This window comes from Streptomyces sp. AP-93, assembly GCF_022808175.1.
Taxonomy (GTDB): Bacteria; Actinomycetota; Actinomycetes; order Streptomycetales; family Streptomycetaceae; genus Streptomyces.
Window position 1 is genome coordinate 48,375 of sequence record NZ_JALGBX010000018.1, and the last position, 13,802, is coordinate 62,176.

The 13,802-nt window shown below is 72.1% G+C and carries 14 protein-coding genes; 2 read left to right on the plus strand and 12 right to left on the minus strand.

What is annotated here, in order from left to right; translation table 11 throughout:
* Positions 1-119 precede the first annotated feature (119 nt).
* The 10 genes from MTF69_RS27080 to MTF69_RS27120 all read right to left on the minus strand — a co-directional run bounded on the left by MTF69_RS27080 (position 120) and on the right by MTF69_RS27120 (position 10,117).
* Positions 120-1,469, minus strand: a complete 1,350-nt coding sequence (locus MTF69_RS27080) for a sulfate adenylyltransferase subunit 1 (RefSeq protein WP_243338714.1) — start codon at positions 1,467-1,469, stop codon at positions 120-122.
* A 2-nt stretch (positions 1,470-1,471) separates the two neighbouring features.
* Complete coding sequence (gene cysD / locus MTF69_RS27085) at positions 1,472-2,410, minus strand: sulfate adenylyltransferase subunit CysD (protein WP_243338715.1); 939 nt, start codon at positions 2,408-2,410, stop codon at positions 1,472-1,474.
* Positions 2,407-2,952, minus strand: a complete 546-nt coding sequence (cysC, locus tag MTF69_RS27090) for an adenylyl-sulfate kinase (protein ID WP_243338885.1) — start codon at positions 2,950-2,952, stop codon at positions 2,407-2,409. Before cysC ends, cysD begins: the two co-directional genes overlap by 4 nt.
* An 89-nt stretch (positions 2,953-3,041) precedes the next feature.
* On the minus strand, positions 3,042-3,785 hold the full coding sequence (locus MTF69_RS27095; protein WP_243338717.1) for a phosphoadenylyl-sulfate reductase: 744 nt from the start codon (positions 3,783-3,785) through the stop codon (positions 3,042-3,044).
* Positions 3,782-3,961 (minus strand): DpnI domain-containing protein, encoded by a 180-nt coding sequence (locus tag MTF69_RS27100; protein WP_214956597.1) that lies wholly within the window; start codon positions 3,959-3,961, stop codon positions 3,782-3,784. The genes MTF69_RS27095 and MTF69_RS27100 overlap by 4 nt, the downstream gene beginning before the upstream one ends.
* Positions 3,958-5,667: a nitrite/sulfite reductase gene (locus MTF69_RS27105; RefSeq protein ID WP_243338719.1), complete on the minus strand. Its 1,710-nt coding sequence runs from the start codon at positions 5,665-5,667 to the stop codon at positions 3,958-3,960. The genes MTF69_RS27100 and MTF69_RS27105 overlap by 4 nt, the downstream gene beginning before the upstream one ends.
* Positions 5,668-5,876: 209 nt before the next feature.
* Positions 5,877-6,032, minus strand: a complete 156-nt coding sequence (locus tag MTF69_RS43805; RefSeq protein ID WP_351382296.1) for a putative leader peptide — start codon at positions 6,030-6,032, stop codon at positions 5,877-5,879.
* Between the two features lie 200 nt (positions 6,033-6,232).
* Complete coding sequence (locus MTF69_RS27110; protein ID WP_243338721.1) at positions 6,233-6,796, minus strand: GNAT family N-acetyltransferase; 564 nt, start codon at positions 6,794-6,796, stop codon at positions 6,233-6,235.
* A gap of 5 nt (positions 6,797-6,801) precedes the next feature.
* Positions 6,802-8,067, minus strand: a complete 1,266-nt coding sequence (locus MTF69_RS27115; protein ID WP_243338886.1) for a helix-turn-helix domain-containing protein — start codon at positions 8,065-8,067, stop codon at positions 6,802-6,804.
* Between the two features lie 394 nt (positions 8,068-8,461).
* Positions 8,462-10,117 carry an acyl-CoA dehydrogenase family protein gene (locus tag MTF69_RS27120; protein ID WP_243338723.1) on the minus strand — a complete coding sequence of 552 codons (1,656 nt, stop codon included), beginning with the start codon at positions 10,115-10,117 and terminating at the stop codon, positions 8,462-8,464.
* A gap of 17 nt (positions 10,118-10,134) precedes the next feature.
* On the opposite strand from MTF69_RS27120, the gene MTF69_RS27125 reads away from it, so the two are divergent.
* Together MTF69_RS27125 and MTF69_RS27130 are read left to right on the plus strand one after the other, a co-directional pair.
* A complete protein-coding gene (locus MTF69_RS27125) occupies positions 10,135-11,259 on the plus strand; it encodes a YihY/virulence factor BrkB family protein (protein WP_243338732.1) in 1,125 nt (374 codons plus the stop codon).
* Between the two features lie 22 nt (positions 11,260-11,281).
* Positions 11,282-12,112 (plus strand): helix-turn-helix domain-containing protein, encoded by an 831-nt coding sequence (locus MTF69_RS27130; protein WP_243338733.1) that lies wholly within the window; start codon positions 11,282-11,284, stop codon positions 12,110-12,112.
* On the opposite strand, the gene MTF69_RS27135 is transcribed toward MTF69_RS27130, so the two are convergent.
* Positions 12,007-12,444 carry a VOC family protein gene (locus tag MTF69_RS27135; RefSeq protein ID WP_243338735.1) on the minus strand — a complete coding sequence of 146 codons (438 nt, stop codon included), beginning with the start codon at positions 12,442-12,444 and terminating at the stop codon, positions 12,007-12,009. The genes MTF69_RS27130 and MTF69_RS27135 overlap by 106 nt on opposite strands.
* A 135-nt stretch (positions 12,445-12,579) precedes the next feature.
* Positions 12,580-13,494 (minus strand): TetR family transcriptional regulator, encoded by a 915-nt coding sequence (locus MTF69_RS27140; RefSeq protein ID WP_243338736.1) that lies wholly within the window; start codon positions 13,492-13,494, stop codon positions 12,580-12,582.
* Positions 13,495-13,802: the final 308 nt, after the last annotated feature.

Below are 13,802 nucleotides of genomic sequence, written 5' to 3' on the forward strand. Positions count from 1 at the left end.
TGCGGTGCGCGTACGTCATCACGCACATCGCCCCACGCCTCCCGTGCCGCTGCCGAGGGAGCCGCTGCCTACGCGGCCGCCCTCCTTCGCGAAGGTGGAGAAGATATCGGCAAGCATGATCAGAAGTCCCACCCTTCCTCATCAGCCTGAACGGTGGTCTCGGCGGTGGAGGCGAAGGATTCGCCGACCATGCCGGCCGCCAGTGTCGTGCCGTCCGCCGGGTCGATCAGCAGGAAGGACCCGGTGCGGCGCGAGTCGGCGTACGAGTCGAGCGCGAGCGGCTCGGCGGTACGGACGACGACTCGGCCGATGTCGTTGGCCACCAGCTGCCCGGGGTTCGGGTGCTGGGACAGGTCGTCCAGGGTCAGCCGCGAGGGGATCTCCTTGACGATCGCCTTCACCGTGCGCGTGGTGTGCTTGATCAGCACCCGGGCGCCCACGGCGAGGGGCTGGTCCGCCACGTGGCAGACCGTCGCCACGACGTCCTGCGTGGTGGCGGGGGAGCTCGACGACGGCGCGATCAGGTCGCCGCGCGAGATGTCGATGTCGTCCCGCAGGCGCAGGGTCACCGACTGCGGGGCCCACGCGATGTCGACGCTCTCGCCGAGCGCGTCGATGCCCTCGATGACCGAGGTGCGGCCCGACGGCAGGACGGTGACGGCCTCGCCGACGCGCAGCACGCCGGAGGCGATCTGGCCCGCGTAGCCCCGGTAGTCCGGGTGCTCGGCGGTCTGCGGACGGATCACGTACTGCACCGGGAAACGCGCCGGGCAGGCGGTGAGGTCGTGGCTGACCGGGACGGTCTCCAGGTGCTCCAGCACCGTGGGGCCGCCGTACCAGTCCATGTGCGCGGAGGGCTCCACCACGTTGTCACCGGCCAGGGCCGAGATCGGGATCGCGGTGATCTCCGGGACGCCCAGGTCGGAGGCGTACGCGGTGAACTCCTCGGCGATCGATGCGAAGACGGCCTCCTCGTAGCCCACCAGGTCCATCTTGTTGACGGCCAGGACCACGTGGGGCACCCGCAGCAGGGCCGCGACGGCGGCGTGCCGGCGGGTCTGCTCGATCACGCCGTTGCGGGCGTCGACCAGGACCACGGCCAGGTCGGCGGTGGAGGCGCCGGTGACCATGTTCCGGGTGTACTGCACGTGCCCCGGGGTGTCGGCGAGGATGAACCGCCGCCGCGCCGTGGCGAAGTAGCGGTACGCGACGTCGATGGTGATGCCCTGCTCGCGCTCGGCCCGCAGGCCGTCGGTGAGCAGCGCCAGGTCGGGGGTGTCCTGACCGCGCTGGGCGGACACGGCCTCGACGGCCTCCAGCTGGTCGGTGAGGATCGACTTGGAGTCGTGCAGGAGGCGCCCGACGAGCGTGGACTTGCCGTCGTCGACGGAACCGGCGGTCGCGAAGCGCAGCAGCGTGGTCACGGAAGGGTCGACCAAGCCGGCGAACTGATCGGTGGTGGAGGTCATGGTTAGAAGTACCCTTCGCGCTTGCGGTCTTCCATCGCGGCCTCGGACATCTTGTCGTCGGCGCGGGTCGCGCCCCGCTCGGTGAGCCGGGAGGCGGCGATTTCGGTGATCACGGCGTCCAGCGTGGTGGCGTCGGAGTCGACGGCACCGGTGCAGGACATGTCACCGACGGTGCGGTAGCGGATCAGACGGGTCTCGGTGGTCTCGTCGCCCTTGGCGCCGCCCCACTCGCCGGCCGTCAGCCACATGCCGTTGCGCTTGAAGACCTCGCGCTCGTGGGCGAAGTAGATCTCCGGCAGTTCGATCTTCTCGCGGGCGATGTACTGCCACACGTCCAGCTCGGTCCAGTTGGAGAGCGGGAAGACGCGCACGTGCTCGCCCGGCGCGTGGCGGCCGTTGTAGAGCTGCCACAGCTCGGGGCGCTGGCGGCGCGGGTCCCACTGGGAGAACTCGTCGCGCAGGGAGAAGACGCGCTCCTTGGCGCGGGCCTTCTCCTCGTCGCGGCGTCCGCCGCCGAAGACGGCGTCGAACTTGAGCTGCTGGATCGCCTCCGTGAGGGGGACGGTCTGCAGCGGGTTGCGGACCCCGTCGGGGCGCTCGCGGAGCTTGCCGGCGTCGATGTACTCCTGGACCGAGGCCACGTGCAGGCGCAGGCCGTGCTTGGCGACCGCGCGGTCGCGGTAGTCCAGGACCTCGGGGAAGTTGTGGCCGGTGTCCACGTGGAGCAGGGTGAACGGCACCGGCGCGGGCGCGAACGCCTTGAGCGCCAGGTGCAGCATGACGATGGAGTCCTTGCCGCCGGAGAAGAGGATCACCGGCTTCTCGAACTCGCCCGCCACCTCGCGGAAGATGTGCACGGCCTCCGACTCGAGGGCGTCGAGGTGCGACAGCGCGTAGGGCGCGTCCGTCCCTTCGTGGACGTGTGCGACGGTGGCGGTCATGCCAGACCCCTCTCGGTGAGCAGCGCGTGCAGGGCCGAAGCCGACTCCTGTACGGACTGCGTGTGCGACTCGATACGGAGGTCCGGGGACTCCGGCGCCTCGTACGGGTCGTCGACCCCGGTCAGACCGGAGATCTCGCCCGCCGCCTGCTTGGCGTACAGGCCCTTCACGTCACGCTCGGAGCAGACCTCGACGGGGGTGGCCACGTGGACCTCCAGGTACGAGGCGCCCTCGGCGGCGTGCCGCTTGCGGACGGCCTCACGGCTGTCCGCGAACGGCGCGATCACCGGGACGAGAGCCTTCACGCCGTTGGACGCGAGGAGTTCGGCGACGAAGCCGATCCGCTGCACGTTGGTGTGCCGGTCCTCGCGGCTGAAACCGAGACCGGCGGAGAGGAACTCGCGGATCTCGTCGCCGTCGAGGACCTCCACGCGGTGGCCCTCGGCGCGCAGCCGCTCGGCCAGCGCGTAGGCGATGGTGGTCTTGCCCGCGCTCGGCAGCCCGGTCAGCCACACGGTGGCGCCCTGGTCGCTCACGCTCATCTGGTTCGTCTCCGTCGGTTCTGTACGTGCGTCGGTCTTGCCGGTGGCCCCGCTGCCGGACGCACTGGTCGTCGTGCTGGTGGTCGCCATCAGCCGTGCAGTCCGCACTCGGTCTTGCCGCGCCCGGCCCAGCGGCCGGCGCGGGCGTCCTCGCCCTCCGCCACCCGGCGGGTGCAGGGGGCGCAGCCGACGGAGGTGTACCCGTCCATCAGCAGCGGGTTGGTGAGCACCCCGTGCTCCAGGACGTACGCGTCCACGTCGTCCTGGGTCCAGCGGGCGATCGGCGAGACCTTGACCTTCTGCCGCTTCTCGTCCCAGCCGACCACCGGGGTGTTCGCCCGGGTCGGGGACTCGTCGCGGCGCAGGCCCGTCGCCCACGCGGCGTACGCGGTCAGGCCCTCTTCGAGCGGCTTGACCTTGCGCAGCGCGCAGCACAGGTCGGGGTCGCGGTCGTGCAGCTTGGGGCCGTACTCGGCGTCCTGCTCGGCGACGCTCTGGCGCGGGGTGAGCGTGATGACGTTGACGTCCATCACGGCCTCGACCGCGTCACGGGTGCCGATGGTCTCCTCGAAGTGGTAGCCCGTGTCGAGGAAGACCACGTCCACGCCGGGGAAGGCGCGGGAGGCGAGGTGGGCGACGACCGCGTCCTCCATGGAGGAGGTCACGGCGAACTTCTTGCCGAAGGTCTCGGCCGCCCAGGTGAGGATCTCCAGCGGGGTGGCGTCCTCGAGGTCACGGCCGGCCTGCTCGGCCAGCGCCTTGAGGTCGGCAGTCTCGAGGTCTGCGGACGTGAGGTCCGCGGCCTTGAGACCGGCGTCCTGAATCGTGGTCATATCTCGTCCCCTCCAGCGTCATTGGACTGAACACCCCGGGCCAGCAGCCCGAGGTACTTCAGCTGGAAGGCTCGATTGCAGGCCCTGCATTCCCAGGCGCCGTGGCCTGTTTCGTTCGGGAACAGGTCCTCGTCGCCGCAGTACGGGCAGTAGAACGGTGCGGCGCGCTCGCTCACGACAGATCCTCGTCCTTGGCGCGGGTGACCCAGGCGGCGAAGCGCTCGCCGTCCTCGCGCTGGTCCTCGAAGCGCGAGACGACCCGCTCGACGTAGTCCGGCAGACCGGCCGAGGTGACCTTGAGACCGCGGACCTTGCGGCCGAATCCGGCCTCCAGTCCGAGTGCGCCGCCCAGGTGGACCTGGTAGCCCTCGACCTGGTTGCCGTCGTCGTCCAGGACCAGCTGGCCCTTGAGACCGATGTCCGCCACCTGGATACGGGCGCAGGCGTTCGGGCAGCCGTTGATGTTGATGGTGAGCGGCTCGGCGAACTCCGGCAGGCGGCGCTCCAGTTCGTCGATCAGCGAGGCGCCGCGCGCCTTCGTCTCGACGATGGCCAGCTTGCAGAACTCGATGCCGGTGCAGGCCATCGTGCCGCGGCGGAACGGGGACGGGTTGACCCGCAGGTCCAGCGCCTCTAGGGCCGCGACGACCGAGTCGACCTGGCCCGCCTCGATGTCGAGCACGATCATCTTCTGCTCGGCGGTGGTGCGCAGCCGGCCGGAACCGTGCTGCTCGGCGACGGCGGCGATCTTCGTCAGGGTGGCACCGTCGACACGGCCCACGCGCGGCGCGAAGCCGACGTAGAAGTTGCCGTCCTGCTGCTGGTGCACGCCGACGTGGTCGCGCCACTGGCCGCTGGGCTGCTCGGGCGCGGGGCCGTCGGTCAGCTTGCGCTTCAGGTACTCGTCCTCCAGGACCTGGCGGAACTTGGCCGGGCCCCAGTCGGCGACGAGGAACTTCAGGCGGGCGCGGGTGCGCAGCCGGCGGTAGCCGTAGTCGCGGAAGATCGAGATGACGCCCTCGTAGATGTCCGGGACCTCGTCGAGCGAGACCCAGGTGCCCAGGCGCACACCCAGCTTCGGGTTGGTGGAGAGGCCGCCGCCGACCCAGACGTCGAAGCCGGGGCCGTGCTCGGGGTGGTTCACGCCCACGAAGGCGATGTCGTTGATCTCGTGCGCCACGTCGAGCAGCGGCGAGCCGGAGATCGCGGACTTGAACTTGCGGGGCAGGTTGGAGAAGTCCGGGTTGCCCACGATGCGGGCGTAGATCTCGTCGATGGCGGGGGTGCCGTCGATGATCTCGTCCAGCGCGATGCCGGCGACGGGCGAGCCCAGGATCACGCGGGGGGTGTCACCGCAGGCCTCGGTGGTCGAGAGGCCGACGGCCTCCAGACGGCGCCAGATCTCCGGGACGTCCTCGATGCGGATCCAGTGGTACTGCACGTTCTGCCGGTCCGTGAGGTCGGCGGTGCCGCGGGCGAACTCCTCGGAGATCTCGCCGATGACGCGCAGCTGCTCGGTGGTCAGCCGGCCGCCGTCGATGCGGACGCGCAGCATGAAGTACTTGTCGTCCAGCTCCTCCGGCTCCAGGATCGCGGTCTTGCCGCCGTCGATCCCGGGCTTGCGCTGGGTGTAGAGGCCCCACCAGCGCATGCGGCCGCGCAGGTCGTTGGGGTCGATCGAGTCGAAGCCCGCCTTGGAGTAGATGTTCTCGATGCGCGCCCGCACATTGAGACCGTCGTCGTCCTTCTTGAACTGCTCGTTGCCGTTGAGGGGCGTGTGGTGTCCGACGGCCCACTGGCCCTCACCGCGGTGACGGCCGGTCTTGCGGCGCGCGGCGGCGGCGGGTGCGGCGGCTGCGGTCGTATCGGGGGTGGCGGCCATGGCGGTACGTCCTTCTTCGGCGGCTCGAGGCAGGGGCAGGGGGGAGCGGCGGCGTGACCCCTGGCGCGCGTGGAGCGGATGTGGCTGTTTCGTCGCCTTTTTGGGGCGACGACCGGCCTACAGGGGACTGCGGTGGTAGCTGACGGCGGGCGGTGTGATCGCGTCCGCGGCGTCAGCGCTGCGGGGCGCTGTCACGGCGGTGCTGTGCGTCAGCGCGCCGGACAGATGGCGCTGGACATGCGGCCGAGGTCGACGTGCCGCCGACTCACCAAGGCAATTCCAGCTCCGTTCATGGGGGGAAGCGTGGCATGGGGCGATTGGAGGAGTCCACTACTGTCCACAATCCGGACGAACTCGTCTCGCATCGCAAGATCCCCGTGATGGGGGTCACCTCAGGGCCCCCCTGAGCCCCACCTGTTCCGCTGCGCGGGCTCTTGTCCCCTACCCGCCCTTCCGCCGTTCCCGCCTCAAATGCCGGCGAGGCTGAAAGACCGCCTCAAACGCCGGCGGGGCTGGATATATCCAGCCCCGCCGGCGTTTGAGGCGCGGCCAGGCCGGGTCGCGGCTACGCGCCCGGCCAGGGGCCCGGGGTGGGGGCGGGGACCTTCTCCTCCGTCTCCTCCTTGAAGACCTTGAAGCCGCGGCGCTGGTAGTTCGCCATCGCCGTCGGCCCGTCCTCGCTGCACGTGTGCAGCCAGACGCGCCGCGTCGGGTCCAGCTCCGGCCAGCGCTCGGCCAGGGACCAGGCCCGCTCGATGCCCACGGTCAGCAGGTGGCCGCCGATGCGGCGCCCCCGGAAGTCGGGGAGGAGGCCGAAGTACATGATCTCCACCACACCGTCGGGCTGCGGGTCGAGTTCCACGTACCCCGCGGGGGTGCCCCGGTCGTACGCCACCCACGTCTCCACGCCGGGACGGCCCAGCTGCTCCATCCACTGCGCGCGGGTCAGCGCCAGCCGGTCCGTCCAGTGGATGTCACCGCCCACCGAGGCGTAGAGGAACCGGCTGAACTCGGGGGAGGGGACCTCCGACCGGACGATCCGGATCTCGGGGCCCGGGACCGCCGCCGGGACGAGGTCGGACGGTGCGGTCATTTCCAGGGACCAGGTGGTCAGCGTGATGGTGCTCATGGACGTCAGGGAATCATGCCGGTCCCGTTCGGGCCCAGCCGGGCGCTGATCACCGCGGGCGCCGTGGAGTGCGGGAGCAGCGCGGCCGGGTTCCCGGGGCGGATCAGCTCCACCTCCACGTCGTGCGCGAAGCGGTACGGCCGGTGGGCGAGCACGCCGCCGAGGTTGCGGCGCACCCGGGAGATCTCCGCGCGGACCGTCACCGTGCGCGTCGGGTCCCCGAACAGCTCCTGCGAGAGTTCCGCCGCCGAGCGTCCCCGGGGGGACTCCGCCAGCAGGAACAGCAGCTCCGCGTGGCGCGGGCTCAGTTCCTGCGACCAGCTCCCCGCGGCCCCGTAGACGGTGGCCCGCCAGGCGCCCGGCCGGCTGAGGTCGAGGACGACGCGGGCGGCCGCCCCGGCGCCGGCACGGGCCTCCGTGACGTTCACCAGCCAGCCGCCCGGCAGCGGCTCCACCAGGCAGTCGCCGAGCTGCGGCACCCACACCCGGCCGGGTCCGAAGGACTTCGGCAGCGGGATCCGGTCGACGGGTGCGAGCCCCGTGACGGCCGCCGTCCAGCCGTTGCCGTCCACGGCCAGCGCCCGCCCCGGCACCCGGGCCAGCAGCGGGGCCGCCACCGCCCGCAGCCGTTCCAGCGACTCCAGGTGCCGTACGCGCAGCTCCCGCTCCGCGAGCCGGGCCACCGAGCTCACCCAGGCCAGGGTCGCCGGGTGCATGGTGGCCAGCGGCCCGCTGACGTCGAGGACCCCCAACAGGGAGCCGTCGCGGGGGTCCCGCACGGGGGCTCCGGCGCAGGTCCAGTCGTGGTGGCTGGAGACGAAGTGCTCCGCCGAGAAGACCTGGACCGGTCTGCGGGCCACCAGGGCGGTGCCGACCCCGTTGGTGCCGACCACCGCCTCGTCCCAGTGGGCGCCCACCCCGAAGCCGAGCCGGTCCGCGTTGCGCAGGATCGAGGAGTGGCCCTCCCGCCACAGCAGCCGCCCGTCGGCGTCGGCGACGACCATGATGTGCAGGGCCTCGTCCAGCGAGGGCAGCAGCCCTTCGCGCAGGACCGGCAGCAGGTCCCGTAGCGGAGAGGTCTGGCGCCGCTCCTCGGTCTCGGCGAGCGACAGCATCCGCGAACGGCTGTCGCGGTCCGGGTGCACCCCGCCCGCCATCATCCGGCGCCAGGACTCGGCGATCTCCGGGCGCGGCGCGGCCGGCGGCCGGTCCCCGGCCAGCGCGGCCGCCCGTACCCCCTTGAGCAGACGTGCGGCCTCCCGCGCGTCCATGGCCGAGATGCGTGCCGCATCGACCGCGCTGCCTGTGGTGTGGGCCACCGGAACCTCCCCGTGCGGAACAGACGTACGACGGCTCCCGCCCGGTGGGCCGTCCGGTGCGCGCCCCTTCCAGGGGCGGACCGGTACGTCCGGAGGGCGGTTCCGAGTCAAAGGTTGCAACGTCTTGCAACTCTCGCCAAGTCCCGGTCGGCCGATCGAAACTGTACGGACGTCGCCGAGCGACGTGACAGCTCCTTCCTCGGGGCTTCTCGGATCAGGGGTGGTGCCGAGTCGGCGCGGCGCCATCCCTGTTCCAGGTCAACGGGCCCGGATCCCGGCCGCAGTGCTTTTCGGAGGGTTGGGGCCCTCCGCATCAGCCCGGCTTCCGGAGGGTTGGGGCCCTCCGCTAGCCCGCGATCCGGGCCCGTTCCACCACGGATCCCAGATCCAGAGTGTGCGGCAGCGTGCCGAAGGCCGCACCCCAGTCACCGCCCAGGCGCGAGGCGCAGAATGCGTCGGCCACCTCCGGCGGGGCCCAGCGCACCAGCAGGGATCCCTGCAGTACCAAGGCCATCCGCTCCACGACCCGCCGGGCCCGCGCCTCGATGCCCTCCAGGTCCGCGAGCTCGGTCAGCAGGTTCTTGATGGCCGAATCCAGCCGGTGGTCGGCGCCGCGCGCCAGGCCGACCTCCTGGAGGAAGGCGTTCAGCGCCTGCGGCTCGCGCTGCAGGGCGCGCAGCACGTCGAGGGCCTGGACGTTGCCCGATCCCTCCCAGATGGAGTTCAGCGGGGACTCGCGCAGCAGCCGGGGCATCCCGGACTCCTCGACGTAGCCGTTTCCGCCCAGACACTCCAGTGCCTCCGCCACCATCGGCGTACAGCGCTTGGTCACCCAGTACTTCGCGGCGGGCACCGCGATGCGCAGGAAGGCCCGCTCCTGCTCGTTGCCCGTGCTCTGGACGGCGTCGTACGCGGCCGCGAGACGGAGCGTGAGGGTGGTGGCCGCCTCCGACTCCAGGGCGAGGTCGGCCAGCACGTTGCGCATCAGAGGCTGGTCGATGAGCGGTGCTCCGAAAGCAGAGCGGTGCTCCGCGTGGTGAGCGGCCTGCGTCAGCGCCTGCCGCATCAGCGAGGCCGAACCGATCACGCAGTCCAGCCGCGTCGCCGCGACCATCTCGATGATGGTCCGCACCCCCCGGCCCTCCTCACCCACCCGCCGCGCCCACGTCCCGTCGAACTCCACCTCGCTCGAGGCGTTCGACCGGTTGCCCAGCTTGTCCTTCAGCCGCTGGATCGCGAAGACGTTGCGCGTCCCGTCCGGCAGCACCCGCGGCACCAGGAAGCAGGTCAGCCCGCCCGGCGCCTGCGCCAGTACCAGGAACCCGTCGCACATCGGCGCCGAACAGAACCACTTGTGCCCCGTCAGCAGGTACTCGCCCGAAGCGTCCAGCGCCACCGCCGTCGTCGTGTTCGCCCGGACGTCGCTGCCGCCCTGCTTCTCCGTCATGCCCATCCCGAAGAGCACCCCGGCCTTCTGCCCGGCCGGCCGCAGGCCCTCCTCGTACACGTGCGAGGTCAGCCGCGGCTCCCATTCGGCCGCCAGCTCCGGATCGGTCCGCAGCGCCGGTACCGCCGCGTGCGTCATCGAGACCGGGCAGCCGTGCCCGGCCTCCGCCTGCGACCACACGAAGAACCCGGCCGCCCGCCGCAGGTGCCCCGCCGGCCGCCCCCACGCGTCGGTGAGCCCGCTCCCCACCGCCTGCCCGAGCAGCCGGTGCCACGAGGGGTGGAACTCCACCTCGTCGATCCGGTTGCCGTACCGGTCGTGCGTCCGCAGCTTCGGCGGGTTCTCGTTCGCCTGCGTCCCCCAGTCCTGCGCCTGCCGGGATCCGGCCGCGCGCCCGAGATCCGTGAGCTCTTCCCTTACCTCCGCGGCAAGTTCGGGCGCGGCGTCCGCGAGGTGCCGTTCGACCCCCTCGCTCAGGGCCCGGTCGCTGCCGTAGACGTCGTGGCCCACGAGGGGCGGGGCCTGGTTGCTGACTGTGTGGGTGGTGGCTGCCATGCCGATACCGTAAGGACGTGCAGCACGCGAAAGAAACACCCGAGCGGATTCCGGGACGCCTCCACCGGGCCCGCGCCCTCTACCGCAACGTCTCCAAGCGCAAGATGGCGTGGCTGCTGCTCAAAGACACCGTGAACTCGTGCATCGAGTACCGGATCCTCGGACTCGCCGCCGAAGCGGCCTTCTTCACCCTGCTTTCGCTGCCCCCGCTCTTCCTGGGCCTGCTGGGCCTCCTCGGCTACGTGGACGGCTGGTCGGGCGGTACGACCGTCGCCAGCATCGAGGAGAACATCCTGGGGGCGGTCGGCACCGTGCTCTCCGACCGGGGCGTCAACGACATCGCCAAACCGATGCTCGACGACGTCACCGGCCGGGGCCGCCCCGACCTCATCTCCCTCGGATTCGCCTTCGCCCTCTGGTCGGGCTCGCGCGCCGTCAACGTCTTCATCGACACCATCACCGTCATGTACGGGCTCGACGGACACCGCGGCATCGTCAAGACCCGGCTGCTCGCCTTCGTCCTCTACATCGCCGCCCTGCTGATCGGCGCCATCGTGCTGCCGCTGATGGTGGTCGGCCCGGACGCGGTGGTGCGCCTGGTGCCCTGGAGCACCGAGGTGATCGCGGTCCTGTACTGGCCCGTGGTCACGCTGCTCTCCATCGCCTTCCTGACCACGCTCTACCACGTCTCCGTCCCGGTCCGCTCGCCCTGGATCGAGGACGTGCCCGGCGCGCTGGTCGCCCTCGCCATGTGGGTGCTCGGCTCGTTCCTGCTGCGGATCTACCTCACCAACACGGTGGAGGGCCCGACCATCTACGGATCGCTCGCCGCCCCCGTGGCCATCCTGCTGTGGATCGGCATCTCGGCCTTCGCCGTCCTCGTCGGGGCCGCCGTCAACGCCGCCATCGACCGGGTCTGGCCCTCGGTGGCCACCGCGGCGGCGCGCGAGGCGAACGAGCGGGTCCGCGAGGCGGAGGCAGCCCAGCTCGTGGCCCGGGCGGCCGCCTGGCGGGCCCTGGCCGAGGGGGAGTCGGAGGACGACGAGGGCGAGGAGGACGGGGGCATGCCCTCGGAGTTCCCGGAGCGCTGGTCGAAGTTCCTGCCCCCGGAGGACTACCACTCCCGCCTGCGCAAGCACTGACCGCCGCCGTAGCGTGGTGTCCGTGACGGATCGCGCGGACTCGGACTCGGTGCCCGGCTCCGGCTCCGGCTCCGGCTCCGGGTACGAGGAACACCCGTCCCGGACGGTCGCCGGAGCGGTGCTCTGGCGGGCCGGCGGGGCCGGCGCCGGCCTGGTGCTGCCCGACGGGTGCATGGACCTGCTGTGGGTGGACGGCCGGCTCCTGGTGGCCGGACCCGACACCGCCGCGCACCCCGCCGGAGAGGTCCCGGGCTCGGGCTTCGCCGGGATCCGGCTGGCCCCCGGCACGGCGCCCGCGCTGCTCGGCGTACCGGCCAGGGCCCTGCGCGACCGGCGGGTCGAGCTGGCCGACCTGTGGCCCGCCGCCGAGGTACGGCGCCTCACCGCGCTCGTGGCCGCGTACGGGGATCCCCGCGCGGGACTGGAGGAGCTGGCCCGGCTCCGCACGGCCGACGGCGGCCCCCCGGACCCCCTCGTCGCGGAGGTGACGGCCCGGCTGCGCGCCGGGCAGGGCGTGGCCGCCGTGGCGGGGGCGGTCGGCCTCGGGGAGCGGCAGCTGCACCGGCGCTCCCTCGACGCCTTCGGCTACGGGCCCCGGACCCTGGGGCGGATCCTGCGCCTCCAGCGGGCCCTCGCGCTGACCCGGCGCGGGCTGCCGCCGGCGGCGGTGGCCACGGCGGCCGGATACGCCGACCAGGCCCACTACACCCGCGAGGTGCGCGCCCTGGCGGGGACCACGCCGGGGGCCTACGCGGCGGGGCCGGGGGCTGGGGCCGGCGCGTCGGCTCCGGCGGCTTCGGAGGCGGCGAAGAGCGAGATCCCGGAGCCGTCCGGGTCCAGGACGACGGCGTAGCGCTGCCCCCAGAAGGCGTCCCAGGGCTTCAGGTGGCCCGTGTTCCCGGCCGCCGTCAGCTCCGCGTACAGCGAGTCCACCTCGGCGGGGGAGTCGCACAGGAACGCGAGCCCCACCCGGCCGTCGCTCGTGGGACGGGTCCAGGACGGGTCGAAGGAGAGGATGACCTCCTCCGTGTCCCAGCCGATCCGCTGCCCGCCCGGCAGGACGGCTTCGACGTGCGGCTGGGAGTCGGCCTCGGCGGGTACGTCGATGCCGAGGCGGCGGTAGAAGGCGAGCGATGCGGCCATGTCGGAGACGATGATGCCGATCATGTCGAGTCGGGGAGTCATGACCTCACCGTAGGCACGCCGGGCCGGGCCGGTCTTGAACGCATCGGACACGGGCCTGCCGCGCGGGGCCGGGCCCGCGAGGCAGGCCGGTCCGGTCCGCTCCGGTTCGGTTCGGTCCGGTTCGGTCCGCTCCGGTCACTCGGAGGGCTCCTCCTGGGGCAGGTGCCGGTAGACCGTGGCCCGGGAGACCCCGAGGGCGGCGGCGATCGCGGTGGCCCCGCTGCCCGCCGCGTGCATCCGGCGGGCCGCCTCGATCATGGCCGGGCTCATGGCGGCGGGCCGCCCGCGCCGTCCCCCCGGCACGGGCCGAGCGGGCCCGTCGGAGCCGTGCGGCCCGTCGAGCAGGCGCCGTACGCCGTCCAGGACGGCCTCGCGCAGGGCCGGGACGGGGGCGTCGGCGAAGAGCACCACCGGGTCGGAGAGCATCGCGACGGCCTGGGCGGCCCGCACCCGTTCCGCGAATCCGGGGTTCGGCCCCGCGACCAGGAAGCCGGCCCGGAGCATGGCGTCGCGCAGGCGGGCGAAGGCCGGGCCGGGGGTGGCCAGTGCCATGTCCTGGAGGTTCAGGCGCAGCAGGTGACGGTGGTCCAGCCAGACGTCGAGCACCCCCTCGATGGCGGCCCACCGGACCCGGTCCGAGGGGCCGGGCGTGCCGGACGCGTCGGGCGCGTCGGGCGTCCCGGACGTCCCTGACGTGCCGGACGCGCTGGGCCCGTCGGGCCCCTCGGTCGCGCCGGAACCGCCGGCTGCCGCGGCGCGGGCCAGGGCGGCCGCCAGATCGCGGAGCATCGGCTCGACGAGGGCGCCCAGGATGTCGGCCTTGCCGGGGAAGTGGTAGAGCACCGCCGGCTTGGAGACGCCCACCTGTTCGGCGATCTCCCGCAGCGAGGTCTCGTGGAAGCCGCGGACTCCGAACAACTCCGTGGAGACGCGCAGGATCCGCCGCCGGGTGTCGGTAGCCGTATCGGTCGTCGAGGCGTTCCGCGACGCGGCGAGCGCGGTGTGCGTCTCGTAAATCGTCTCAGAATCTGCGGTTCCGCTGCTGTCCATGCGGAACACCCTAATCTCTGTAACCGACTTGCCCGTCGATCCTCTCGGTCCCCCCTGACCGGCGGTAAGTTCGATTTCCGGCTTCAGGCAGCCCGTAAAAGAAGTGGCGCACGCCCGAGGGCGCTTGTTACCGTGGGGACGTTCCCGCCGATCAGTGCGGGACGGCTCGTCAGTACGTATGCAGACCCGGAGGTGAGTTCATTGATGACTGTCGCCATGGCGCAGGGCGTTGCCCGCACTCAGAAGACCATCAATGTCACTTCTGTGGTCTCCGGCTGACCTCTCACCTCTTTCGCGCCCGGTAGCGG

What these genes read in the sequence shown, in the direction of transcription:
- MTF69_RS27080 (WP_243338714.1), bottom strand. Translation starts at nt 1,469, where the DNA reads ATGACCTCCACCACCGATCAGTTCGCCGGCTTGGTCGACCCTTCCGTG.
- MTF69_RS27115 (WP_243338886.1), bottom strand. Translation starts at nt 8,067, where the DNA reads ATGGACGCGCGGGAGGCCGCACGTCTGCTCAAGGGGGTACGGGCGGCC.
- MTF69_RS27095 (WP_243338717.1), bottom strand. Translation starts at nt 3,785, where the DNA reads ATGACCACGATTCAGGACGCCGGTCTCAAGGCCGCGGACCTCACGTCC.
- MTF69_RS27135 (WP_243338735.1), bottom strand. Translation starts at nt 12,444, where the DNA reads ATGACTCCCCGACTCGACATGATCGGCATCATCGTCTCCGACATGGCC.
- MTF69_RS27110 (WP_243338721.1), bottom strand. Translation starts at nt 6,796, where the DNA reads ATGAGCACCATCACGCTGACCACCTGGTCCCTGGAAATGACCGCACCG.
- MTF69_RS27105 (WP_243338719.1), bottom strand. Translation starts at nt 5,667, where the DNA reads ATGGCCGCCACCCCCGATACGACCGCAGCCGCCGCACCCGCCGCCGCC.
- MTF69_RS27140 (WP_243338736.1), bottom strand. Translation starts at nt 13,494, where the DNA reads ATGGACAGCAGCGGAACCGCAGATTCTGAGACGATTTACGAGACGCAC.
- cysD (WP_243338715.1), bottom strand. Translation starts at nt 2,410, where the DNA reads ATGACCGCCACCGTCGCACACGTCCACGAAGGGACGGACGCGCCCTAC.
- MTF69_RS27120 (WP_243338723.1), bottom strand. Translation starts at nt 10,117, where the DNA reads ATGGCAGCCACCACCCACACAGTCAGCAACCAGGCCCCGCCCCTCGTG.
- cysC (WP_243338885.1), bottom strand. Translation starts at nt 2,952, where the DNA reads ATGAGCGTGAGCGACCAGGGCGCCACCGTGTGGCTGACCGGGCTGCCG.
- MTF69_RS43805 (WP_351382296.1), bottom strand. Translation starts at nt 6,032, where the DNA reads ATGCGAGACGAGTTCGTCCGGATTGTGGACAGTAGTGGACTCCTCCAA.